This window comes from Psychrobacillus sp., from assembly GCF_032154225.1.
In the GTDB taxonomy this organism is placed as follows: domain Bacteria; phylum Bacillota; class Bacilli; order Bacillales_A; family Planococcaceae; genus Psychrobacillus.
Window position 1 is genome coordinate 157,397 of record NZ_JALDYF010000004.1, and the last position, 22,918, is coordinate 180,314.

The window sequence follows — 22,918 nt, forward strand, 5'->3', positions numbered from 1 at the left end:
TAGATTACATAAAGTAGAATATATTATTTTATTGAAAAAGACAAATTTCATTGTTTCTTCATATGTGTATGGTATAAATTTATATGCAAATATAACAGCTTTGGAGGAAAGAAAAATGAAGAAAATTATTATTGCTACACTTGCATGCTTATTCCTTTTTGGGGGTCAAGCATTAGCTCATACTGGTTTAGACAGCTCTAACCCAGCGAACGGTAGTGTTGTGTCAGAAGCGTTAAAGGAAATTTCATTAACGTTTGAATCGAAAATTGAACAAACGAGTTCTTTTGAATTAGTGAATGAAAACAATGAGAAAGTTCATATAACTAATTTAACTGTGTCTGAGAATGTGATGACTGGTGCGATAGATAAAAGCATTGAAAATGGTGCATATAAAATTCTTTGGAAGATCATTGGAGCAGACGGACATCTTATTAACGGAGAAATTGCCTTCACATTAGATGCACCGATAGTGGAAGAGGTACAGGAAGAAATAAGTGCACCAGATGCTGAATCCGAAGTTTTGGAAACACCTAAAGAAGAAGTAACTGCAGTAGAGTCAGAAGAGGACTCTAACACTGGCATGATAGTGATTATTATTGCAATAATTGTAGTGCTTGCAGGAAGCGTATGGTGGATGACACGGAGAAAAAGTAAATGATGATGATTTTATCAACAATTAGCGAAGCATTGCTCTATACATGCTTTGCTTTGTTGATGGGAAGCTATATTTTTTCACTTATTCCAACTGGTTTTAAACCGGATGTTGTTGTTTCAAGATCAACTAAGCATATTGCAGTTATTGGCATAGCGCTATTTTCTTTTATGCCACTAATCAACATACTAACGTTTTTATATGCAGACTATGGCCTATCACAATCTTTACAGTCCGTTTTACTTACCTTTGAAGTAGGGAAAGCTTGGCTTTTTACTTTCATACTTACGATTATTTTAGGCTTATTTATTTTCTTTTTTGATCATAAAAATTCTAAGGCATATTCCATTGTTGGATGTGTGCTCGTATTTTTATTAATTTTAGGGTTAGCATGGACAAGTCACGCCCGAGCTGTTTACGGGTGGCAAGGGTTCATCACACATGTTCTTCATTTTGCTGCTGTTGTAATATGGGTTGGTCTTTTACTTGTGGCTAGTTGGTTTTCAAAAAATAAAGATAACTGGCTTCGTTTTTTAAGTTGGTTTCATCTCACGGCTATTGGTTGTTTTGTTATTATTAGTATAACTGGCTTAGTTTTAATGAGTTATACGATGGAATTGACTGATTACCCTAATACATGGATGATTTCGTATGGTCAGAGCTTACTTATAAAGCATTTGCTGATTATTCCGCTCATTGGATATGCGTTTATTAACGGAATCCTAATGAAGAGAAAGTTGCGTGCTCATTCTGATCTAGATCCTAGGCCATGGACAAAAATTGAATTTGTGCTCATTTTACTCATTTTTGCAGCAACAGCCGCTATGGGACAACAATCACCGCCACTTAACTTAGCATCTATTCTAAATTTTGAAGGAATCTCCCCATTATTTGGCCAATTTTACACTGGACCAGTAAATGCGGACATAACTGTTCAACTTGCATTTCAAGGATATGGACTACTGTTAGTAGGCTTAGCTGTCATATTTTTGGTACTAAGCATTCTTTCGTTCTTCAGAAAAATGCATCCATTATTTTCGTTTATTATGTCTGTACTTGCCGTTATTTCAAGTTACCTTGGATTAATGCTTAGTGTGCAAGTTATTTGATAAATTTTTAAAAAGCATTCCACTTGTAGATTTCTCGTGGAATGCTTTTTTTGTAACAAAATGTTACTAAGTAGTTATCAATTGATTATTATTGAAGTAAGTAAATAATAATGACTGGGGTATAAGTTATTGAGTTCAGAAGTAGAATACAACGCTTTTTTAAGTGCTTTGAAGCATCACTATAAGGTTGGAAAATTAGATTTTTCTTTGGGAAGAAAAATAAATACACTCTAACTAATTTTGGGATAAGTATTTCTGACGCTCTCTTGACAGTAATGGAATTAACTTAAGAAAATTATTACCGAGGTCCTTAAAAAGATCAAAAGGATTTAGAACAAACTGTTTGGAAATTTGGTATGGATAATTTCTTTGAAGAATCATATCCAAACTCTACACTGTACTTAAAGATTTCCATACGCCGATCAAGAAATGATATCATTTCATCAATCTGAATTCCCTATTGACTATCCTTTAAAAAAATAATAGATAAATTTGAAAATGATTACTATTCCACCTTTCAAAATACAATGCCTAATAAGGAAAAAAGGAAGGACTATCATGGCTTATCAACCCAAATGCCCTATATGCATGAAGGAAGTTTCGTTTACAATTAAAGATGAATAGTTTGTAATATCAGTCAAAAACGAAGAGTTTTTAATTACTGGCAAAAGAGCGTTTTGTACTATCGATGGAGAGGAATTATATTATCCAGAATTTGATATCGAGAATAAAGAACAAGCTTTCCAACTATCCATTTCTGGGGTGGACTACGTCAGACTTCAATATGATCCTGTGCCTAATTGATACTCCATTCTTTATGAATTTATCCCAAATATCCAAAGAGAAGAAATGGAGTATGGAGAAAGAATCGTATCTGAAACAAACGAGTCAGTACCAATTTACTTGTCTTCAATCGAAAGGGAATCTCTTCAAGTTATTTTTAATTTCTTTGGAGAATATACATCTAATGAAATCAGTAATTTTTCTCATGAAGAGAGAGCTTGGAAAGAAATTAAAAACAATTTCACCATTCCATATGCGTACGCAGAGTTTTAAAGGATTTCGTAAATTATATGAAAACTAATGATAGAGTTTTTAGAATATTAGTTGACTTTTCATTTAAATCAACGTAATATAAAAACAATTTTACAAAGAAAATTCGTTGAAAAAGAGAGTAGTTTATTGTGAATTGAAAAGCGAGTTAGGGATAGTGAAAGCCTAATGCATGAAGCATAAACGAACCGCACTTTGGAGAAGCTTTTTGAAATAACAGTAGAAAAGCACGGGGAGTCACCTCGTTAACAACTGAAAGTGGTCGCAGTTTGCGGCAACTAGAGTGGTACCACGGGAAACTATGCTCTCGTCTCTTATATTAGAGACGGAGGCTTTTTTTATTTGGAGGAGGAATAGTAATGAATGATAAACAGGTGATCACAGCAGCATTGCATCTTTTATTAAATGATCAGTTAACAGAGGAACAGATTAGCAGCTTACTCGAAAAACCAAAGCACGCTTATTTAGGTGATTATGCTTTCCCATGTTTTGCATTAGCAAAGCTATTACGCAAGTCACCAAACAACATTGCAGTAGAGTTAAGCAGTAAATTAAGCAATGCACTAATTGAAAAAGCAGAGGCAGTTGGTGGCTATGTAAACATCTTTTTAAAGCAATCTATTGTCTCAAAGGCAGTATTAGATGAAATTATACATACGCGAACTGAATTCGGTAAAAATAGTCAAGGAGAAAAAGAAACTATTACAATCGACTTTTCATCGCCAAATATTGCAAAGCCTTTTTCAATGGGGCATCTACGCTCCACTGTAATTGGAAATGCCCTAGCAAATATTTCAGAGAAAAATGGGTATCAAGTAGTGAGAATCAATCATTTGGGTGACTGGGGTACACAATTCGGAAAGCTTATCGTTGCGTATCGTCTATGGGGAGAAAAAGAAAAAATCGAACAAGCCGCAGTTAAGGAATTACTAAAAATATATGTGAAGTTTCATGAGGAAGCAGAGAAGAACGAATCTTTAAACGTGCAAGCCCGTGCAGCTTTTAAGCAACTAGAAGACGGCGAGGAAGAAGTAATACAGTTATGGCAGTGGTTTAGAGAAGCATCATTAAAAGAATTCCAAACGGTTTACGAGCTTCTAAACATTTCTTTTGATTCGTATGCTGGAGAAGCCTTTTATAACGATAAAATGGACCGCATCATCGAATTGTTAGATGAAAAGAAATTACTAGTTGAATCAGAAGGAGCAATGGTTGTTGAACTTGAAAATATGCCCGTTTGCTTAATAAAGAAAACAGATGGTACAACATTATATGCTACGAGAGATCTAGCAGCTGCTTTGTACCGCCTTGAAACATATCAATCATCCAAATCATTTTATGTCGTTGGCAATGAGCAATCCTTACATTTTAAGCAGCTATTCAGTGTGCTTCAAAAAATGGGGTATTCCTGGTCAGAGGGACTTACACATATACCTTTTGGGATGATTCTAAAAGACGGAAAAAAAATGTCGACACGTAAAGGGAAAACTGTCCTGCTTGAAGAAGTATTAAAAGAGGCAATTCAGTTAGCAAAGAGTAATATTGAACAAAAAAATCCAACATTAGATGATAAAGATAAGGTAGCAAAAATTGTTGGTACTGGAGCAGTAATTTTCCACGATTTAAAAAATTATCGTTTAAATGATATTGAGTTTTCATTAGAAGAAATGTTGAATTTTGAAGGGGAAACCGGCCCTTATGTACAATACACATATGCGAGAATTTGCTCATTGCTAAAAAAAGGACAGTTTAACGAGCAAACTATTCAGCTAGAAGGCTTAGAGGAAGAAGCATGGCAAGTTGTCGTAGTATTAAAGCAGTTTCCAGAAATCATTATGAAAGCATTTGATCAAGCGGACCCATCACAAGTAGCAAAATATTGTATAGAGTTAGCTAGAGCATTTAATAAGTATTACGCTCATACAAAAATTTTAGAGGAAGGTCCAACGAAGCATGTAAAATTAACGCTATCGGCTAGTGTGGCACTTGTATTGAAAGAAGGATTGCGTTTATTAGGAATTCAAGCACCGGAGAAAATGTAATACTACAGAGGAGGATTTGAATGGGATATAAAAATTGTTTAGATTTGTATATTCAAGCAACGAACACTCATAATTTTAAGAACGTTAAGGAACTATTACATCCTGAAGCTATTTATTGGTTTTCTAATAAGAGCTGTACCACTATGAATGAAATCCAAAACTATTTCGAAAATGCTTGGGATGTAATTAAACAAGAAGTCTATTCAGCTTCAAATATACATTGGATAGCAGTGGATGAAAAAACAGCAACTTGCATATACACATACCATTATGAGGGCTATAAAGACGGGAGCTTTGTCAAAGGTAGTGGAAGAGCGACAAATGTTTTCATTAAGGAAAGTCTGGATGAATGGAAACTAATCCATGAACATTTAAGTAGTTTATAAGCCCTTTCTATGCTAGAATTTCAATAGTCTAATAATTATAAATTCTAATTTATAGACTATATTTTTTTAGGAGGTAGATATCATGATAAACAAAAGAAATGTTAGCGAGAAGATTAATAAGGGGAAAACGGCTAACTAATTAAACTATATAGCGTTTTCCCACATTTGAAAGGGGAAAATCATTTGAATCAAACATTACTAATTATTGATGCTCAACAAGAATTAATGGACGGAAATCAAGAAGAAAGCCCAGTTTTCAATAAAGAACAACTTATTAGGAATATCAATAAAGTAATCGAAAGAGCAAAAGAATCCAATATTCCAGTTGTATTTGTAAGAGATCTCGATGTTGCTGAAGGTAAGGGAGCAGGATTTCAAGTTCACAATGAAATTAATGTACCCGCCGACGCAAAGACTTTCGATAAGTCTGCCACAAATTCCTTTCATGGAACTGGTCTTTTAAGTCATTTACAATCTCAACAAGTTGGACATCTTGTTATAATGGGATGCAAAACACAACACTGTATAGACACTGCTGTTAGAACAGCCACTATTAACGGCTTCGATGTAACATTAGTCGCTGACGGGCATTCAACAGAGGACAATGATGTTTTAAGTGCAGAACAAATCATCAAGCATCATAATAGTACCTTACATGGTCACTACAATGTCGAACACTTTTCAGTTGTTAGAAACGCAGAGGAAGATTTGTTTCGTCCAACCCATGACTCATATAGGTAGTATTCGGATGCTATGAAAAAGTAACAACGGCCTGATTTCTCGTTTACAACACAGAGAAATTGGGCTTTTTATAAGACATCACAAGAACTTCTTATAAGCATTTAGCGTCTGATATTAACGGGTAAAGGAGCTAGAATGAGGTTGTTAACAAATAGAAAAATAGAAATGTTAAGAACTAAGATTAATAATGTTTTAAATAATGAGCTAAAGTGGAAGATTGGTGAAGTAAAGTTTCTAGGAAATGGTGTAGTGAATGCAGTATTTCTTATTAATGAAGAAAATTTAGGTGCATTAGTTGTTAGGACACCTTGGAGAGTAAATGAAAATTTGATAGATCAAAACTCTGATGGAATAGTTTCATTAAAAAAAGAATATACAATTTCAAGACACTGTGAAAAGCATAAAATACCAGTGCCAAAAATTCATAAATTGTATTTAAGTAATGACATCAATTTTTTAGTTTCTGATTTTATAATAGGAGATGAAAAAGAGATTTCTTCTTATGATATTGGACATCTCACAGCTAAAATACATAAAGTACCACTGGATGATTTAACTATTATCGATCAAAACGAACGACCATTGAGTAATATTATTGCAAATCGAATAATAGAACGTGTAAGTTCACTTAGCGCCATAATAGATTCTAAGATTATTATACCTAGTTCTGAAGAATTGGAGACTATATTAAATACATCTCAAATAAAGAATAGTTTATTGCACCTAGATGTTAGACCACCTAATTTAATAGCGAAAGAGGGAAAAATTAAAGCTATTATAGATTGGGATAATGCATTTATTGGAAATCCAATGATGGAATTGATGAGAATTTCAGAATCAAAAGAGCTCAATGAAAGGGAATTTATAAAGGGCTACAATAATAAAGATATTATTGATAATACAGATATTGTTATTCAGTCAATCTACCGACTAGACACTGCATTAATGCTTTCAATATTATTCAAATCTATCTTAAATGATGCTAATAAAGCGGAATATTATCTTAAACGTGTCCATGTTCTTAGTCAGGAAATCGTTAGGAAATTTTAGATAACTCACTTACTTACTTACATCTATTAAAATTTTAGATATCACATAATTATGTAAACCGAACGTTAAAGGAGAGAATACAATGACTCAAGCAATTATTTTTGATATGGACGGCACATTATTTCAAACGAATTTGATTTTAGAACCAGGACTTCATGCTACGTTTAATGTATTACGAGAAAATGGTCATTGGCAAGGAGAGACACCAACCGAGAAGTATCGTGAAATTATGGGCGTTCCATTACCAGTCGTTTGGGAAACACTATTGCCGAACCATTCACAACAAATTCGCGAAGAAAGTAACGTGATTTTCCTAGAGCAATTAGTAGAGAAGATTTATCAAGGAAAGGGAGCTTTATACGATCAAGCTGATCAAACGTTGGAAACGCTCTCCGAAAAATATACCTTATACATAGCTAGCAATGGACTAACCGAGTATTTAGACGCGATTATGGACAAATATGGGTTACATCGATGGATTAAAAAAACATATAGCATACAGTTAATTAGTAGTGGCAATAAATCCGAATTAGTAAAGAAAGTAATCGAAGAGAATAAGATTTCAAGGGGAGCAGTTGTCGGGGATCGTTATTCCGATATTAAAGCAGCGAAAGATAATGGTTTGCTAGCAATCGGATGTGAATTTGATTTTTCACAGCCAGCTGAGCTTGCTCAAGCAGATGTAATTATTCAGGGCTTAAGTGATTTAACAGCTATAAGTGAAATTTAGTCGAATAATTGCTGTTTTTTCAAATAATATATAAAAAGGGGAGAGTAACTTGAAAAAACTTTTAATTCTTGGGGCAAGTGGTCTTGTTGGAAAAGCAATAGCGGCACAATGTATGGATACATTTGATGTATACGGGACTTATTTTTCAACAGCAACCAATCTACCTGAAAACAAACAATTTCAGTTGAATGTAGAGCTAGAAGAAACAAATATAGTGGAAATACTCGATGTCGTTCAGCCAGATATTACTGTATCTTGCTTGCGAGGCGATTTTCAGAATCAATTAGCATTTCATAGCAAGTTAGCGAAGGAATTACAAAAAAGAGCTAGTATTTTATATTATTTCTCTACTACAAATGTTTTCGACGGGGATTTATCAAGGCATCACGATGAGGCAGACACACCAATTTCCAATTCGGATTATGGCAAGTTCAAAATAAACTGCGAGAAAATAGTCATAGAGCATTTGGCTGAGCGTGGCAATATTATTAGAATTCCTGGTATTTGGGGAAAAAATTCGCGTCGTCTAAATGAATTGAGAAAATCTGAGCAGATAAGTGTGTACAATAATTTAGAATGTGATTTTCTTTTAGACACACAATTAGCAAGTCAAATGCAGTTCATTATGAAAAATGAATTGAGTGGAATATTTCATTTAGCAGCAGTAGACATGATAACACAGGGGCTATTTTATAAGGAGTTATCAAATAAATTAACTGTTGAAGGCGAGAATATTCAATATAATCTATTGGAAGATAAAGGAGATATTTATTATTTCGGTCTTTTGTCAAATCGCGAAGATGTGCCCAATTCGTTAAAATCCACGAATGAAGAGATTATTTCTATGTTGGTTGATTAAGACAGCAACTCATCCATTTTTAGCAAAAACCTCGACTGATAGAACTCGGGGTTTTTAAGGTTTTAAATCATATTTTGTTAAAAGAAGTAAATGCTTTGTTACATACAAGGGATAATCCACTGAATTGTTAATCTTTGTTCAAATCCATGCGCTTCATTTCTACTTTATGAATTCGCCAAGTATAATAATAATCAGAAGAACTTTCCAATTTAAAGAAAAACGGAAAAAATCGAACATGAAGTGAAGGTGAGTTATGGTATGAACGATAAGTTAACAAGAAACGCCGAAGAAAGCTATCGGCAAGCTGAGCAGAAAGCTGCCAGTTATTTTAAATCACTTTATGAACAGATCGAGCAAAAGACTTATGTCACAAGCTTAACTGCAGATATACAGATTTGGAAACATAATCACATTCACCATCATACTTTACTATCACTTTTCTCACGCAGAAAAGATAAACCTAGTTCACGAGGATATCGTAACTACATACAATGGCTAAATTACACTGGGAAACTGGATAATTACCTGGAGCGGAGCATTTCCTATATATTTATGAGGGATTTGGGTAAAGCACTTGATTCACCTGATACACGGAGCAGGATAAGAAATGTAGTTGCTAGTTTGAAGAACTATCTTATAAATCCCTCTCAAGAGTCCAATAACGAAGTGTTTAATATGGTCGAATTGTATCGCATTGCTCAGAAGGACGGCGTGGAATCGACCTTTATTTGGGTGATGAATAAACTAAAGACTGTTTCATCCAATATTCCAAAAGGCATAGACGCAGAGCAAGCCCAGAGAAAACTTATTAAAATAATTGTTGGCGTTATTATGCAAGAAATTGAAGAGATGGATGATAAGACAACATCTGAAGAACGTACTATGAGACTAGATAAAGCTATTAGGCTTGGTTATTCCTATGGTCTGACCTATCCTTTTATTGATGATCTTCTCGATGCTAAAATTTTATCCGAAAGTGAAGAAAAACACTATTCCGATTTAATACGTACGACGCTTATAACAGGAAGTGTGCCTGAATTAGGAGTGTGGCCAGGAGATAACGAGGATTTGATTAGATATATTCATTCAGAACTTCGAGATGCTTTTGTATATATTAAGAACCATCAACAACAGGAAACAAGCGAAGGCTTTTTAGAGCAATCGTATGTGTTTTTTTATTCCCAAGAAGTAGATAGGGTAAAGGATCTTTCCAATGCAAATTATACAAATGAAGAGCTCTACATACCGGTTATTTTAAAATCCTCTTCCTCCCGCTTGATTGTCCGTTCAGTAATTGCTGCTGCCGAAGATAAGGCATTGGATAGCCGAACATTCTTTTATGGTATTTATAATCAATTGGCTGATGATTTTGCAGATATGTTTGTTGACCTGAAGGATGGTGCGGTAACACCCTATACGTATTATTTGAAACACCATGATAAACGCTCGGATCTTATTAACCCGTTTGAAATGTATTGGGCCGTTATCTCTAACTTGATTCATAATGTGTATAACTCTGATATAAATGCATGTGAGGTAATATTGGATCGGGCTATAAATGGATTAAAACGATATAAAGAGCGAGTCGGTACAGAGAAATACAACGAAGTGATGGGCATATTTGCTAGCGGGAATCCTGCGTTCAATAAATTAATTCAAGCCATGGTCCGAAAAGCAGATGATGTAGACTTCTTTGATAAATTGCTCCGCGACCATATGATTACTATTTTGAAAAATGAACGAAAAGAAAAAGAAGAATTTTCAAATACAATCAAAACATTGCGTCATCAAATCAACGACATTCTAACTATCTCTAAATCGGAGAATATGTTTTTAATGGAAGATCAAGTAATGGATGCAGCAAATTTCAGTCTAGAAGGTGACGGGAAGCGTTTAAGGCCTATAGTTGCTTGGTTCATGGGCGTAAATGCATATGGATTAAATAGTTCAGCAATCGAGCCACTTTTAAAATCATTGGAATATATGCATACCGCATCTTTAATATTTGATGACCTACCATCCCAGGATAATGCATCCACTCGCAGAGGGCGCCCTACTCTCCATGAGGTGTATAGCATTGCTGTATCAGAAATAACTGGGCTTTTTCTAACTCAAAAGGCTATTGAGGAACAAGCATCTCTTGAACAGTTTGATTCAAAAACTGTACTAAACCTGATTAAATATTCCGCCGAAACAACAGCGAATATGTGTAGAGGGCAAGCGATGGATTTGGATTCTAAAGGGAAACAATTGACACTAGAACAATTGAATACAATGTGCTTTTATAAGACTGGATTAGGATTCGAAGCTTCTCTTCTAATGCCAGCCATTCTTGCCGGGGCAAATGAAGTAGAAATAGATGCCTTGAAGAAGTTTGCCCGTCATGCAGGCATTGCATTTCAAATTAAGGATGATTTACTTGATGTGGAAGGGGATTCTACCTTACTAGGAAAATCTGTTGGTAGGGATGTGGAAAACAATAGCTCCACATTTGTCTCGATTTTAGGGCAAGAAGACGCAAAAAAAGAGATGTGGGAAAACTATTGTATCGCAATGGAAGTTTTACAAGAAGTGCCACGCAATACTACTTTCTTAAAACATTTTCTGGATTATGTTATCAATCGTGATCGTTGATCGAGCGGCTAGCACAGAAGTATATGAGGGAAGTTCTCGCGGATTTTTCAGTAACTAGAATCATATATTAAGGTTAACCATTGCCCTTAAATAGGAAAGGCTAATGGATATCAGGCTGCTCTTGAGGGTATCCTGACAGTAGAAATATGGTGATGACTAGGCACCGTGAAAACTTGATACTCAATCCAGACTTCGGGCGCTGGAAGTTGGCAAGCAACATAAAAACCTAATCATTATATTCAAAAAGGGGAATGAAGCTAGTCATACTTTCATTCCTCTTTTTGATTGAAAATAGGTGATTTTGTATGATGGATGATATAAAAGGACAATCGATAAATTACTTCATGGATTGCTAGCATTTGAAAAGGTAGTGAATACATACATTAAATTAGAACAACCGAATAACACCGCGGAAAGTAGTTAACTTTCTGCGGTGTTTTATTTTATTGATTGAGATAGAGCTTCCTTAATCAAGCTAAATTTCACACTTGAAACTACTATTATATTCAGAATGTTATTTAAACTCAGGGTTTTTAGGATTAAAAATATGATAAGATTAGAGTAGGAGCTTCAGGTAACGCTGAATACGGGGGATTTTAATGGGGATTTGGAAGAAGTATTCACTCTTACTAAGTGGTATAGGCGTTTCATTTTTTGGCAACTGGGTGTATCTAATTGCGTTAAATATATTAGTACTTGATATGACAGGTTCAGCTGCTGCAGTGGCTGGTATTTACATTATTGGACCGATTGCACGATTACTTACAAACTTCTGGGCAGGCTCTATCATCGACCGTGTGAATAAACGGAAATTGATGGTCATAGCAGACGTACTAAGGGGGTCGCTTATTTTAGTTGTTCCATTTCTCGATTCGCTATGGATTGTTTACGCTATTCTATTTGTGGCAAATATAGCAGCCGCATTTTTTGGTCCAAGCTCAACCTTTTACATTACAAAGTTTGTCGCTGACACGGATCGTAGAAAGTTTAACTCCATCATGAGTATGATGAATTCAGGATCTTTTTTAATCGGACCAGCAGTAGCAGGTGTACTCATTGCCTTATTTGGTACGACGTGGTGTGTGATTTTAAACGCCATTACTTTCTTTTTCTGTGCGTTATGTATCGCCAGATTACCTGATGTAGAAGATGAAAACTTACAATACCGAGAGCCGATTACAGTGAAGATGCTTGCTGCTGATTGGATGGTTGTCAAAGGGTTTATTCAACAGGATCGTTACTTTATTAAGATATATTTATTGTTCCAGACCGCACTTATGATTGCTTTCGCTTTGGATTCCCAAGAGGTCACATTTATCAAGATGAATTTAGCTCTTTCTGATCAAATGTATGGACTTATTGTTAGTATTGCAGGTGTAGGTGCCTTAATAGGTGCAGCGGCCACAGCAGCCTTTGTAAAGCGATTCTCATTGCAACTGTATATAGGCGTTGGGATGATTTTAACAGCAGTAGGCTATTTGTTATTCTATAGTGCAGTTGATTTTTGGACAGCAACAGCAGCCTTTATCTTTCTAGGATTCTTTATGGCTTTTAGTAATGCAGGCTACGATACGTTTTATCAGAAAAATGTTCCGACGACGATTATGGGACGTTTTGGTAGTTTGGCGTCGATGTTTCAAAGCTTACTGCAGATTGTATTGACCTTTCTTTTAGGCGTGATGGTGGAATGGTTCTCCTTACAAATAGTGGCCATTGGATTTGCAACTATCGCAGTTTTCATGGCATTATTGCTTTGTAGCCAGGTATTTAGCAAGCAGCATGGACAGTATTACGCAGAAGGAAATATGCTACCTGTGTCAGAAACAAAGAGTTGATGATAAGAAAACAGAATGAGCAACACAGGAGATAAATGTTATTTACACTTTACTATGGAGGTACTTATGAAAACTCACTATTATTTAGGCTGGTTTAACAACTTTTTTCCAAAGAATCTGGGCAGGGTGTTACAGGAGGATATAACTGATAGAAAATCGATTGCTATGATTAGCTCAGATCCATCTTTTTATGAAAATGATGGTGCTACTGAACGCTCGTGGCTTGACAAGGCCGGCATTATGTTCGATGAATATCATTTAATCAATTATCAAGTACAGAAGGAAGATGCCCAGGCGTTAATTCAAAATGCTTCAGTCATTTTCTTGTTGGGTGGAAATACTATTAAGCAAAATGGTTTTTTAATAGAATATGAATTGTCAGACTTGATTAAAAACAGCAGTGCCGTTGTTCTAGGAGCGAGCGCTGGTGCGATTAACATGTCCGCTAAATGGTTATGCTCGAAAAACTTTGGATATAAAGTTGAAAAGAGCTCTGTTTACGATGGAATCGGCCTTGGCAATTTTTCCGTCCTGTCTCATTTTGATCTTGAAAATAATATGGAGCTGGTTCAAGGTGAACTGTCTCACTTATCGGAGGAAATAAATATTTATGCGTCGAATAAAGATTGTGCTGTACGTATAAAGGGAGACAAAACCGACATTTTTGGCAATGTATATTTAATTTCCAGCTCAAATATTCAGAAATTGGAGGAGACGCTCTAGTTGTGGTGAACGGCTATGGCAGTTTTAGATATGCTCCCTGTGTTAGAAACAACTTAGACACTATTCTGAGTTGTTTCTAACACAGGGAAGCTTCAAAACTTTTATAGAGATATAATATGGGGAGAAGTACTAATATCTGTATTGATTTTTAATTATTATATTCATAAAAGAGAACAGCATCGATTAATAAAAACTTAGGTACTTTTTGAAACTAGGCTTCTACCAGTACAGGTGGAAGCCTTTTTCTGTTTCTTTTAAAAATATTTTAAATTTTTTGAATCGTTATGGACAAATATAGTGTCTAATAAGTAGGAGGGAGGCGTCATAAACTTTGAATAATCATAAAGTACTCGTTGAATTAGCGAAAAATGGTGATGGTGATGCCTTTTATGAGCTTATAGAAAAAGAACAAGATAAATTATATCGAATTGCATATGTGTATGTACAAAATGAAAACGATGCAATCGATGTTTTTCAACAAGCCGTAGTAAAAGCATACGAAGGATTACACCAATTGAAACAGGCACATTACTTTTCAACCTGGCTTACGCGCATCGTTATTAATTGTAGTATGACATACATAGAAAAACGAAAGCCTCTTCATTTAATGGAACCAAATCTACTTAATGAATTTACAAATGCAGCACCTATTCAAACTGAGGAGCAACTAGATTTATGGGACGCTCTTTGTCTACTAGAAGAAAAATATAAAACTGCTTTGCTACTGCGCTTTTACCAAGATTATTCCGTAAAACAAATCGCTACTATTTTGCAATGTCCAGAAGGTACTGTTAAAACGAATATTCGTAGAGGGCTACAAGCTTTAAGACAACGATTAAAGGGGGCATATATCGATGAATGGACAAAATCCATTGAAAGAAATGATTAATCGTATTCCTATACCACGACAAAGATTAACTGAAGTATTACGAATTGAAGGGATGTCCAAAGTATTTAAACATAAAAATCATTCCATTACTGCATTAAAAAATATTCACTGTACGATTTATCAAGGTGAGATGGTAGCTATTATGGGAACAAGTGGATCAGGGAAAAGTACGTTATTGAATATGTTGAGTGCGATTGATGAACCGACAGAAGGTGCTATTTTCTTATTTGGAAAACAAGCAAATGCTATCTATCAGGAGCCCAGAGCGTCTAATTTTCGAAAAGAAAACATAGGTTTTATCTTTCAATCTTTTCATCTCTTGAAGGATCTGTCTGTCGAGGATAATATTGCCCTGCCGCTCATCTTAAATGATGTGGCCAGTCGAGAAATACAAGAACGAGTTCAGCAAATCATGGAGAAACTAGGAATCGCTGCTTGGCATAAGCATAGACCACATGAGCTGTCAGGCGGGCAACAGCAACGAGTTGCAATTGCCCGTGCTATTATTACGAACCCGCCCATTTTGTTAGCAGACGAGCCAACTGGTGCTCTTGATTTTAATACAACAAATGATATTTTAAATTTGCTCGTGCAAGTACAAAAAGAACAGACCCAAACGATTTTACTTGTCACGCACGACCCTCATGTAGCGACTTTTGCAGATCGCGTGCTATTTTTTCATGATGGGACGATTGTTGATAGCTATCAAAATGAACGTTCCCCCCATGACTTAGATATGATTTTATCGAAGTTTAAAGCAGTTTCTAGAGGTGAGTACTAATGTTTAACTTACGTACGATCGCGTTTAAATTATTTCGTGCTGCATCTATACATGTTGTCACCTGTATGAGTATTATAACTATTTCTATCTGCCTTATTATGACGATGAGCCTTTATATTTACAATGCTAAGGCACAAATGGAAGATGAAATTCAAGCACTGTTTGGGAATGCCGATATTACGGCAGGTTATAACCCAGAACAACATCAATGGCTATCTGAGTACCAAATCGAACAAATAAAAGCACTACATGGGGTTGAATCTGTTTCACCTATCTCCCTCACTCATACGGATGTCGAGAGCACGTTAGATACGGTATATACACTAGGTGTAGAAAATGATTCACTTGTTCGAAGTAAATACGATTTTCAATCATCTCTTCAATTACAGGATGTCATTTTATCGGAAAGTCTTGCACAGTTTTTCGATAAACAAGTGGGGGAGTCTATTCAGATTAATGGTGACATGTTTTCCATCAAGGAAATATTACCGACGATGAAAGGTGTAGAAAGCATTTATCTCGCTTTGCTTTCGAATGATGTCGTAAAATTGTGGATGCAAAATGATCCAAACAATGCAGGTTTATTTACTCTAATTGAAACGAAGGAGGATTTTAACCCAACGCTTATAGCCATGGATTTAAAAGCATTAGATGCTTCACTCCGAGTGGATATTACGAATGAATATGACTTTGTTAAAAGGAATTTACAATCACTGATGATTTTCATAATTGTTTTGTCAGTCTTTGTTTTATTGATAACAGGGGTTTTACTACTTTCTACTTTTCAACTACTTTTTTATAAAATCAAAGAACAACTAATGATTTTACGAGCTTTAGGTGCCACATCAAAGCAAGTAGGACATCTAGTGCTGGTTCAATTGACGGTTATAAATAGTATCGGCGTTATGCTAGGTACATGCTTAAGCCTACTAGTCGTAAAATACGGACTAGCACAACTTATTGATACACTAGGCTTCCCAAAAGGAAGATTAGATTTCCCATTCCTATTAGCTATGATAATCGCAGGTGCTAGCTTTACAATCCTTCAACTTTTTGCGTTTGTTCAAGTACGTAAAAGCATGAATTTGTTGCCAATGCAATTAGCATCTGACAAAGAAATGCTTACTTTTCGCTGGACGAAACGGCAAACAATCTTATCGATTCTCATGGCAGGTATAGCACTTGTTTGTTTTATAAGTGCGCATGTCCAAGAAAATGGGCACGGTCAAAAAGCATTGCTCATTGTAATCGGAACATTATTCAGTTGTAGTTTTTTACTTATCGTAATGCCATTTATTTTTACTGGTCTATTGCATATTTGTTTACAGCCGATTCGTACCATTTTTGGTAAAGAGGCTTACTTAGCGTGTCAGCAATTGATTCCTCAAGTGCGAAAAAACATCCCAATTATTTTAAGTATTATTGCACTAATGACCATCTTAACGTTTGGAAGTTCGTTATTAAAAACTGTTCAGAAGAATGATACATCTTTTATAGAACAAAGTTTCGAAACATCCATTGTTTTAAAAAATGTATTAAATGATATCTCATTTACACAAGAAACAGTGGAAGAAATTGAGAATTTATCTTCTGTCTCATACGCCTATGCTACAAGCTTCCATCGGTTCGAGATGCAGCTAGAGAAGAAATGGGATTCTATCAATTACGCAACAATTGATGTAGAACAGTATGTTGCCTTGAAAAAAATAGCCTCTTATGAGGGCGACCTTTCAAATGGGCTTGTCATTAGCCAAACATTTGCAAACAAACATGGACTCAAAGTAGGAGATAAATTACCACTAGCTGTGTACGATTTCTCAACACGAAAATCCAATCCAGCTGGGGAATTTCCCATTATTGCGATTACACCAACTTTCTTAAGAAATATTGATGTCTATTTAGATTGGTCGATGCATGTACCAGGTAAAGAAACTCCTCCAATTTATGAAATTATGGTGGAAACAGCTGATGTAGACACAGCGCTTGCACAATTAAGCTATCTTCAGAAAGAGTGGCCAGAACTTCAAATTACAAATAAAGAGACGCTAATTGCAGAATCAAGTGAGATGTTTTATCAACGTTGGAGTCTATTTGTAGGTGTCTTTGTTATTTTGATAGGCGCTACATGCCTAGGTGTATTACAAACATTGCTTCATTCAATTTATGTCAAACGAAGCGACTATGCGATACAACGTTTTCTTGGTTTGTCACCTAATGGATTAATGAAGCTGATCTTAACACAAGTGCTATCGTTTATATTGTACGGGCTTGCAATGGGGACTTTAATCGGCTTAGTTTTAACGAAAATGTTAGCTCTTGTGGATCGTGAAGCTGGAGTTTTTATTGATTTCTTGACATTAGGGTCCGTTAGTTTACTTTTCTTACTTCTTACAATGATTGTTTTTAGTCTTCAAGGGTACTGGATTAGCCGAAGAAAATTAGCGAATGAAATGATCTGATTGCTGCAATGATAGCTTCCAGATACAAACATACAGAGCTGCATTTCGTGTTTTAACAAACTTTTGGAGTGTACGCATTGTAATATTGCTCCCTGTATTAGACACAGGGAGCAATATTTGTTTAATAATACTGTTGCAAATTGTATATAAGTACAATATTATATAAGCAATTGATTATATGATAGGTAGGGAGGGAAGAAAACATGCTAGTACCGGAAATTAAGATAGAAAAAGCTGCAACTATATTAAAGCTATTGGGCGATAAAACAAGACTTACAATGATAAAAATGCTGGATTCACATGATTATTGTGTTTGTGAATTTGTAGAAATATTTAAAGTAAGTCAACCGGCTATAAGTCAACATTTACGAAAGTTAAAAGATGTTGGGTTGGTACGTGAAACAAGGAAGGGACAATGGATTATTTATTCATTGAACAAGGGAAGTGATGATTTTCTATTCGTTCAAAATCTGATTGATCATCTTCCGAACCAAGATTTCAAACTGCAAGAATTAGAAGAGCAGGGATTACGTATCTCATGTGAATAATGGAGGCTAGTATTTTGTCGCAAGTGATTTTAGCATCATTGATTTTCTTAGTAACGCTTGTCTTTGTTATTTGGCAACCAAAAGGGTTAAATATCGGTTGGTCAGCTTGTGGAGGGGCTATTATAGCGTTATTAGTAGGGGTTGTTGGTTTTAGTGATGTCATCGAGGTGGTAGATATTACTTGGAATGCAACTTTGTCTTTTATTGCAATTATTCTTATTTCCTTGATTTTAGATGAAATTGGTTTATTTGAATGGTCTGCATTGCATATGGCGAGGGGCGCTAAAAGTAAAGGGATTAAAATGTTCATTTATGTAAGTGTGTTAGGGGCTGTTGTTGCTGCCTTTTTTGCCAATGATGGTGCTGCGTTAATATTGACGCCAATTGTTTTAGCAATGGTTCGAAACTTGAATTTCAATGAAAAAATGATCTTCCCATTCATTATGGCGAGTGGGTTTATAGCCGACACCACTTCGCTCCCATTCGTAGTTAGTAACCTTGTAAACATTGTATCAGCTGATTTCTTTGGAATTGGCTTTGTAGAATATGCTTCGAGAATGATTATTCCTAACATATTCTCACTCATTGCAACTATAAGCATATTATTATTTTATTTTAGAAAAAGCATTCCAAGGACATATGATTTATCAAAGCTTAGAGAACCAAAAGAAGCGATTAAAGATATAAAAATGTTTCATCTTTCATGGTATGTACTTGCTATATTGGTTGTCGGTTATTTTAGTAGTGAATTCATCCGTGTTCCTGTTTCAATAATTGCTGGAATTATAGCGATCTTCTTCATCGTAATGGCAAGAAGAAGTAACGCTGTTGACACTAAAACAGTTATTAAAGGTGCACCCTGGAATATCGTATTTTTCTCTATTGGTATGTATGTGGTTGTTTACGGACTCGGAAATGCAGGACTAACAAGCGTGTTAGCTGGCGTAATTGAAGTAGCTGCAGAGCAAGGGCTATTTGTAGCAACGATGTCGATGGGCTTCATTGCAGCATTTCTATCATCCCTAATGAATAACATGCCAACTGTGATGATTGATGCATTAGCAATTGCAGAAACGAATACTTCTGGTACAATTCGCGAAGCGCTTATTTATGCTAACGTGATTGGATCTGACTTAGGGCCAAAAATCACACCAATTGGCTCACTTGCTACATTAGTATGGCTCCATGTTTTATCTCAGAAAGGTGTGAAGATTTCATGGGGGATTTATTTTAAAACAGGTATTGTCTTAACAGTTCCTATTCTATTCATTACATTATTAGGACTATATATTTCTTTATCATTTTTCTAATGTGAGCCATCAATTTACGTAAATAAACTAATACTTTTTATAAAGTTGAAACCAAAGGGGATATCGAATCATGACTAAAAAAACAATCTACTTCTTATGTACAGGAAATTCTTGCAGAAGCCAGATAGCAGAAGGTTGGGCGAAAAAGTATTTAAGTGATGAATGGGAAGTTAAAAGTGCAGGTATTGAAGCACATGGTTTAAACCCTAATGCTGTAAAAGCTATGAATGAAGTCAGTATTGATATTTCTAAACAAACTTCAGATATTATTGATATGGAAACATTGAATGATGCGGGTTTTGTGGTTACACTTTGTGGGGATGCAGCGGATAAGTGTCCAATGACACCATCTCATGTTAGACGTGATCATTGGGGCTTTGAGGACCCTGCCAAGGCAGAAGGAACTGATGTTGAGAAATGGGCAATATTCCAACGAGTTCGTGATGAAATTAGAGACAGAATCAAACATTTTTCTGAAACAGGAGAGTAATATGTAAATCATCAAGTATATATTCTCTTGGTTCGATTTATAGACAAGGGGGACCACTCATTTGAGTGGTTTTTTTTGATTAAGTATCTTATATTAAAACTTGTAAAATGCAAATAAATAACGTATAACTATTTAATGTAATAAATTACGCTGGAAAATAGGATTGATGTTCTTAAAAACATGTTAATTCGGTTTGATTTCCTAAACAAAAAATGCTGAAGTGACATATTTAGTACGATAAAACAATCAGTATAAAATAGGTTTAACGGATATTGAATTATTAAATACTTGTATGTTACAAGTAAATTGGAGGATTTTAGAATGAACGAAATACTTGATACAATCGTTATTGGTGGTGGGCAAGCAGGTCTTGCCTCGGGCTATCATTTACAGAAAAAAGGGCTACAATATCTTATTTTAGAAGCAAGCAGTCAGGTAGGAGGTTCGTGGCCACATTATTACGACAGTCTCAAACTATTTTCTCCGGCAGGTTATTCCTCTATGCCAGGCATGAATTTTCCTGGAGAACAAGATAGATATCCGAAGAGAGATGAAGTCGTTCGTTACCTACAGCAATACAGTACAGAGTTTAAATTGCAAATTCAGACCAATCAGTACGTGGAATCTGTAGAAAAAGATGAAGTGGGTTTTACTATTCATACGAGGACAGGAGATATATTTCAGACGCGCACTATTATTAATGCAACCGGCTCGTTTAACAATCCTTTCATTCCAAATATAGCTAGCCAGGATGAGTTTAAAGGGTTAACACTTCATTCCTCCAAATATAGAAATACGGAGAAATTTATTAATCAAAGAGTGGTCGTTGTGGGGCGTGGAAATTCAGCCGTCCAAATTGCAGCAGAGCTTGCTGAGGTGAGCCGAACTTCTTTAGCAGTGTTACAACCTGTCCAGTTTGTAAAGCAACGTGTATTGGGTAAGGATTTGCATTTTTGGTTTAAACTGATTGGCTTTGATAAATTTCCATTCTGGCGATTCGGGACAACTGCACCGAACTCAAGTGTCGTGGACGATATGGACCAATACAAAGAGCGATTGGCGGCAGGAAAGCCAGATCAACAAACGATGTTTAAATCCTTTTATGAGAATGGAGTCATTTGGCCAAACGGGAAAAATGAGCCGGTGGATGTGGTGATCTATGCTACTGGTTTCAGACCTGAGCTTCCATACCTTCGAAAGATTGGTGCGTTAGATACTGAAGGAAATCCGATTCATAAGGCAGGAATAAGTAATGTGCCCGGTCTTTATTATGTAGGCATGGAAGGGCAGCGTTCCTTTGCTTCTGCTACTTTAAGGGGTGTGGGTTCAGATGCACAGTTTGTTGTAAAAAAACTAATGCATTACATTGAACAATGAATGTGACTGTTATAAGCGAAGACTATACGTGTATTTTAATGAAATTCGGAGAAATCCTAATTGTTTAAAATGAAAATATCTTTTAACTTAGTATAAATTAATACTTTTACTAAGTTAAAAGGTATAATCAATTCTATTAAGGGATACGTAATTATTCTTCTTTACCTACTAATTTACTTCTTCTTTCTAATAAAACACTATCTCTCCATTTACCATTCACTTTACCTATTTTTACTCGTATTCCTACTTCTCTAAAATCATTTTTCTTATGCAAATAAACACTGCTTTCATTTTCTGGAAAGATTGAAGCTTGTAAAGTCCAAAATCCTAACTGTTCCGACTTAGTAATCAAATTTTTTAAAAGAAAATCGCCAACACCTTTACCTTTAGCGGCAGGATGCACATAAATACTTACTTCACCTACACCAGCATATGCCAAACGATCAGATATCGGTGACAATTTACACCACCCCTGTATTATGTCCTCTTCTTGTGCTATTAGAGTGCATTCTAGGTGTGACTTTAAAAGCCAATGTTCATAAGAGGATGGTGCTTTGGTTTCAAATGTAGCATGACCTGTGGAAATACCCGCTTCGTAAATGCTTCTAATTTGATCCCAATCTTCTTGTGTAGCGCTTCTAATTGTATAATTCATTTTTTGATTCCTCCGAATTAATAAATAAAAAAGTATTTAATCAAAGTTTAAGTTTATTTGTTGCACTTTACAAGTAATTATTATATAAATAATGTAAGGGGTGAAAAGATGGAAAACAAACGTGAACTATTTCAAGTTCTAACTCGAAGATTTGGGCTTTTAAATAAAAATTGTTGTTCGGTTGGCTCTGTTGATATTTCATCTGTTCAAAGTCATATTCTCTATGAAATTGACAAACAAACAGCACCCTCTATGCAACAAGTTGCAGAAACTTTGGCAATGGATATTACAACTTTTAGCAGACAAATCCAAACGCTTATAAAGTTAGATTTAGTAAAAAAAACACCGTCTTCTGCGGATAAAAGGGTTTATAATTTATCCCTAACAGCACAAGGGAAATTTGTTTCCACGACCATTGATCATTCGATGAATGCGTATTTAGAGGAAGTATTCTCACATATGAACGAATTTGAAAAAGAAACGGTTATTCGTTCTATTCAATTATTAAACCAGGCTATGTCTAAATCAAGCGTTTGCTGCACACCTTTACTTTAAGCAAGTTAATTCTTGCTTAAAAAAATATCCATTACTTGCA

Annotated in this window: 21 protein-coding genes and 1 other annotated feature; of the genes, 20 read left to right on the forward strand and 1 reads right to left on the reverse strand. The window is 35.4% G+C overall.

Annotated features, from left to right (window positions below):
- Positions 1-115 precede the first annotated feature (115 nt).
- The 19 genes from RUH95_RS08180 to RUH95_RS08270 all read left to right on the forward strand — a co-directional run bounded on the left by RUH95_RS08180 (position 116) and on the right by RUH95_RS08270 (position 21,668).
- Positions 116-658: a copper resistance CopC family protein gene (locus RUH95_RS08180; RefSeq protein ID WP_313892363.1), complete on the forward strand. Its 543-nt coding sequence runs from the start codon at positions 116-118 to the stop codon at positions 656-658.
- The gene (locus tag RUH95_RS08185) at positions 655-1,761 is read left to right on the forward strand and encodes a copper resistance D family protein (RefSeq protein WP_313892364.1); all 1,107 of its coding nucleotides are present in this window, start codon (positions 655-657) and stop codon (positions 1,759-1,761) included. Before RUH95_RS08180 ends, RUH95_RS08185 begins: the two co-directional genes overlap by 4 nt.
- An 849-nt stretch (positions 1,762-2,610) precedes the next feature.
- Positions 2,611-2,817, forward strand: a complete 207-nt coding sequence (locus RUH95_RS08190; RefSeq protein ID WP_313892365.1) for a type II toxin-antitoxin system antitoxin SocA domain-containing protein — start codon at positions 2,611-2,613, stop codon at positions 2,815-2,817.
- Positions 2,818-2,914: 97 nt separating this feature from the next.
- Positions 2,915-3,132 (forward strand) — a binding site (T-box leader).
- Between the two features lie 41 nt (positions 3,133-3,173).
- Positions 3,174-4,856 (forward strand): arginine--tRNA ligase, encoded by a 1,683-nt coding sequence (gene argS / locus RUH95_RS08195; RefSeq protein ID WP_313892366.1) that lies wholly within the window; start codon positions 3,174-3,176, stop codon positions 4,854-4,856.
- Positions 4,857-4,876: 20 nt separating this feature from the next.
- Positions 4,877-5,242, forward strand: a complete 366-nt coding sequence (locus RUH95_RS08200) for a YybH family protein (RefSeq protein WP_313892367.1) — start codon at positions 4,877-4,879, stop codon at positions 5,240-5,242.
- Between the two features lie 183 nt (positions 5,243-5,425).
- Positions 5,426-5,983 (forward strand): cysteine hydrolase family protein, encoded by a 558-nt coding sequence (locus RUH95_RS08205; protein WP_313892368.1) that lies wholly within the window; start codon positions 5,426-5,428, stop codon positions 5,981-5,983.
- A 141-nt stretch (positions 5,984-6,124) separates the two neighbouring features.
- Positions 6,125-7,033, forward strand: a complete 909-nt coding sequence (locus RUH95_RS08210) for a phosphotransferase family protein (protein WP_313892369.1) — start codon at positions 6,125-6,127, stop codon at positions 7,031-7,033.
- Positions 7,034-7,115: 82 nt separating this feature from the next.
- On the forward strand, positions 7,116-7,763 hold the full coding sequence (locus RUH95_RS08215; RefSeq protein WP_313892370.1) for an HAD hydrolase-like protein: 648 nt from the start codon (positions 7,116-7,118) through the stop codon (positions 7,761-7,763).
- A 49-nt stretch (positions 7,764-7,812) separates the two neighbouring features.
- Positions 7,813-8,622, forward strand: a complete 810-nt coding sequence (locus tag RUH95_RS08220; RefSeq protein WP_313892371.1) for a sugar nucleotide-binding protein — start codon at positions 7,813-7,815, stop codon at positions 8,620-8,622.
- 258 nt (positions 8,623-8,880) lie between these two features.
- Positions 8,881-11,256 carry a polyprenyl synthetase family protein gene (locus RUH95_RS08225; RefSeq protein WP_313892372.1) on the forward strand — a complete coding sequence of 792 codons (2,376 nt, stop codon included), beginning with the start codon at positions 8,881-8,883 and terminating at the stop codon, positions 11,254-11,256.
- 599 nt (positions 11,257-11,855) lie between these two features.
- On the forward strand, positions 11,856-13,091 hold the full coding sequence (locus tag RUH95_RS08230) for an MFS transporter (protein WP_313892373.1): 1,236 nt from the start codon (positions 11,856-11,858) through the stop codon (positions 13,089-13,091).
- 66 nt (positions 13,092-13,157) lie between these two features.
- Positions 13,158-13,814, forward strand: coding sequence for a Type 1 glutamine amidotransferase-like domain-containing protein (locus RUH95_RS08235; RefSeq protein WP_313892374.1), 657 nt, complete (start codon positions 13,158-13,160; stop codon positions 13,812-13,814).
- A 331-nt stretch (positions 13,815-14,145) separates the two neighbouring features.
- On the forward strand, positions 14,146-14,703 hold the full coding sequence (locus RUH95_RS08240) for a sigma-70 family RNA polymerase sigma factor (RefSeq protein ID WP_313892375.1): 558 nt from the start codon (positions 14,146-14,148) through the stop codon (positions 14,701-14,703).
- The gene (locus RUH95_RS08245; protein ID WP_313892475.1) at positions 14,696-15,484 is read left to right on the forward strand and encodes an ABC transporter ATP-binding protein; all 789 of its coding nucleotides are present in this window, start codon (positions 14,696-14,698) and stop codon (positions 15,482-15,484) included. The genes RUH95_RS08240 and RUH95_RS08245 overlap by 8 nt, the downstream gene beginning before the upstream one ends.
- Positions 15,484-17,943, forward strand: coding sequence for an ABC transporter permease (locus tag RUH95_RS08250; RefSeq protein WP_313892376.1), 2,460 nt, complete (start codon positions 15,484-15,486; stop codon positions 17,941-17,943). Before RUH95_RS08245 ends, RUH95_RS08250 begins: the two co-directional genes overlap by 1 nt.
- 203 nt (positions 17,944-18,146) lie before the next feature.
- The gene (locus RUH95_RS08255) at positions 18,147-18,491 is read left to right on the forward strand and encodes an ArsR/SmtB family transcription factor (protein WP_313892377.1); all 345 of its coding nucleotides are present in this window, start codon (positions 18,147-18,149) and stop codon (positions 18,489-18,491) included.
- Positions 18,491-19,801, forward strand: a complete 1,311-nt coding sequence (locus tag RUH95_RS08260) for an arsenic transporter (RefSeq protein WP_397469487.1) — start codon at positions 18,491-18,493, stop codon at positions 19,799-19,801. Before RUH95_RS08255 ends, RUH95_RS08260 begins: the two co-directional genes overlap by 1 nt.
- Positions 19,802-19,871: 70 nt before the next feature.
- Positions 19,872-20,291 carry an arsenate reductase (thioredoxin) gene (gene arsC / locus RUH95_RS08265; RefSeq protein ID WP_313892379.1) on the forward strand — a complete coding sequence of 140 codons (420 nt, stop codon included), beginning with the start codon at positions 19,872-19,874 and terminating at the stop codon, positions 20,289-20,291.
- Between the two features lie 321 nt (positions 20,292-20,612).
- Complete coding sequence (locus RUH95_RS08270; protein ID WP_313892380.1) at positions 20,613-21,668, forward strand: NAD(P)-binding domain-containing protein; 1,056 nt, start codon at positions 20,613-20,615, stop codon at positions 21,666-21,668.
- Between the two features lie 151 nt (positions 21,669-21,819).
- On the opposite strand, the gene RUH95_RS08275 is transcribed toward RUH95_RS08270, so the two are convergent.
- Positions 21,820-22,323 (reverse strand): GNAT family N-acetyltransferase, encoded by a 504-nt coding sequence (locus RUH95_RS08275; RefSeq protein ID WP_313892381.1) that lies wholly within the window; start codon positions 22,321-22,323, stop codon positions 21,820-21,822.
- A gap of 108 nt (positions 22,324-22,431) precedes the next feature.
- Between RUH95_RS08275 and RUH95_RS08280 the strand changes: the two genes are divergently transcribed.
- Positions 22,432-22,878, forward strand: a complete 447-nt coding sequence (locus RUH95_RS08280) for a MarR family winged helix-turn-helix transcriptional regulator (RefSeq protein WP_313892382.1) — start codon at positions 22,432-22,434, stop codon at positions 22,876-22,878.
- The last annotated feature ends 40 nt before the right edge of the window (positions 22,879-22,918 follow it).

What these genes read in the sequence shown, in the direction of transcription:
- RUH95_RS08200 (WP_313892367.1), top strand. Translation starts at nt 4,877, where the DNA reads ATGGGATATAAAAATTGTTTAGATTTGTATATTCAAGCAACGAACACT.
- RUH95_RS08225 (WP_313892372.1), top strand. Translation starts at nt 8,881, where the DNA reads ATGAACGATAAGTTAACAAGAAACGCCGAAGAAAGCTATCGGCAAGCT.
- RUH95_RS08255 (WP_313892377.1), top strand. Translation starts at nt 18,147, where the DNA reads ATGCTAGTACCGGAAATTAAGATAGAAAAAGCTGCAACTATATTAAAG.
- RUH95_RS08190 (WP_313892365.1), top strand. Translation starts at nt 2,611, where the DNA reads ATGGAGTATGGAGAAAGAATCGTATCTGAAACAAACGAGTCAGTACCA.
- RUH95_RS08250 (WP_313892376.1), top strand. Translation starts at nt 15,484, where the DNA reads ATGTTTAACTTACGTACGATCGCGTTTAAATTATTTCGTGCTGCATCT.
- RUH95_RS08235 (WP_313892374.1), top strand. Translation starts at nt 13,158, where the DNA reads ATGAAAACTCACTATTATTTAGGCTGGTTTAACAACTTTTTTCCAAAG.
- RUH95_RS08270 (WP_313892380.1), top strand. Translation starts at nt 20,613, where the DNA reads ATGAACGAAATACTTGATACAATCGTTATTGGTGGTGGGCAAGCAGGT.
- argS (WP_313892366.1), top strand. Translation starts at nt 3,174, where the DNA reads ATGAATGATAAACAGGTGATCACAGCAGCATTGCATCTTTTATTAAAT.
- RUH95_RS08230 (WP_313892373.1), top strand. Translation starts at nt 11,856, where the DNA reads ATGGGGATTTGGAAGAAGTATTCACTCTTACTAAGTGGTATAGGCGTT.
- RUH95_RS08215 (WP_313892370.1), top strand. Translation starts at nt 7,116, where the DNA reads ATGACTCAAGCAATTATTTTTGATATGGACGGCACATTATTTCAAACG.
- RUH95_RS08185 (WP_313892364.1), top strand. Translation starts at nt 655, where the DNA reads ATGATGATGATTTTATCAACAATTAGCGAAGCATTGCTCTATACATGC.
- RUH95_RS08275 (WP_313892381.1), bottom strand. Translation starts at nt 22,323, where the DNA reads ATGAATTATACAATTAGAAGCGCTACACAAGAAGATTGGGATCAAATT.
- RUH95_RS08245 (WP_313892475.1), top strand. Translation starts at nt 14,696, where the DNA reads ATGATTAATCGTATTCCTATACCACGACAAAGATTAACTGAAGTATTA.
- RUH95_RS08180 (WP_313892363.1), top strand. Translation starts at nt 116, where the DNA reads ATGAAGAAAATTATTATTGCTACACTTGCATGCTTATTCCTTTTTGGG.
- arsC (WP_313892379.1), top strand. Translation starts at nt 19,872, where the DNA reads ATGACTAAAAAAACAATCTACTTCTTATGTACAGGAAATTCTTGCAGA.
- RUH95_RS08260 (WP_397469487.1), top strand. Translation starts at nt 18,491, where the DNA reads ATGGAGGCTAGTATTTTGTCGCAAGTGATTTTAGCATCATTGATTTTC.
- RUH95_RS08280 (WP_313892382.1), top strand. Translation starts at nt 22,432, where the DNA reads ATGGAAAACAAACGTGAACTATTTCAAGTTCTAACTCGAAGATTTGGG.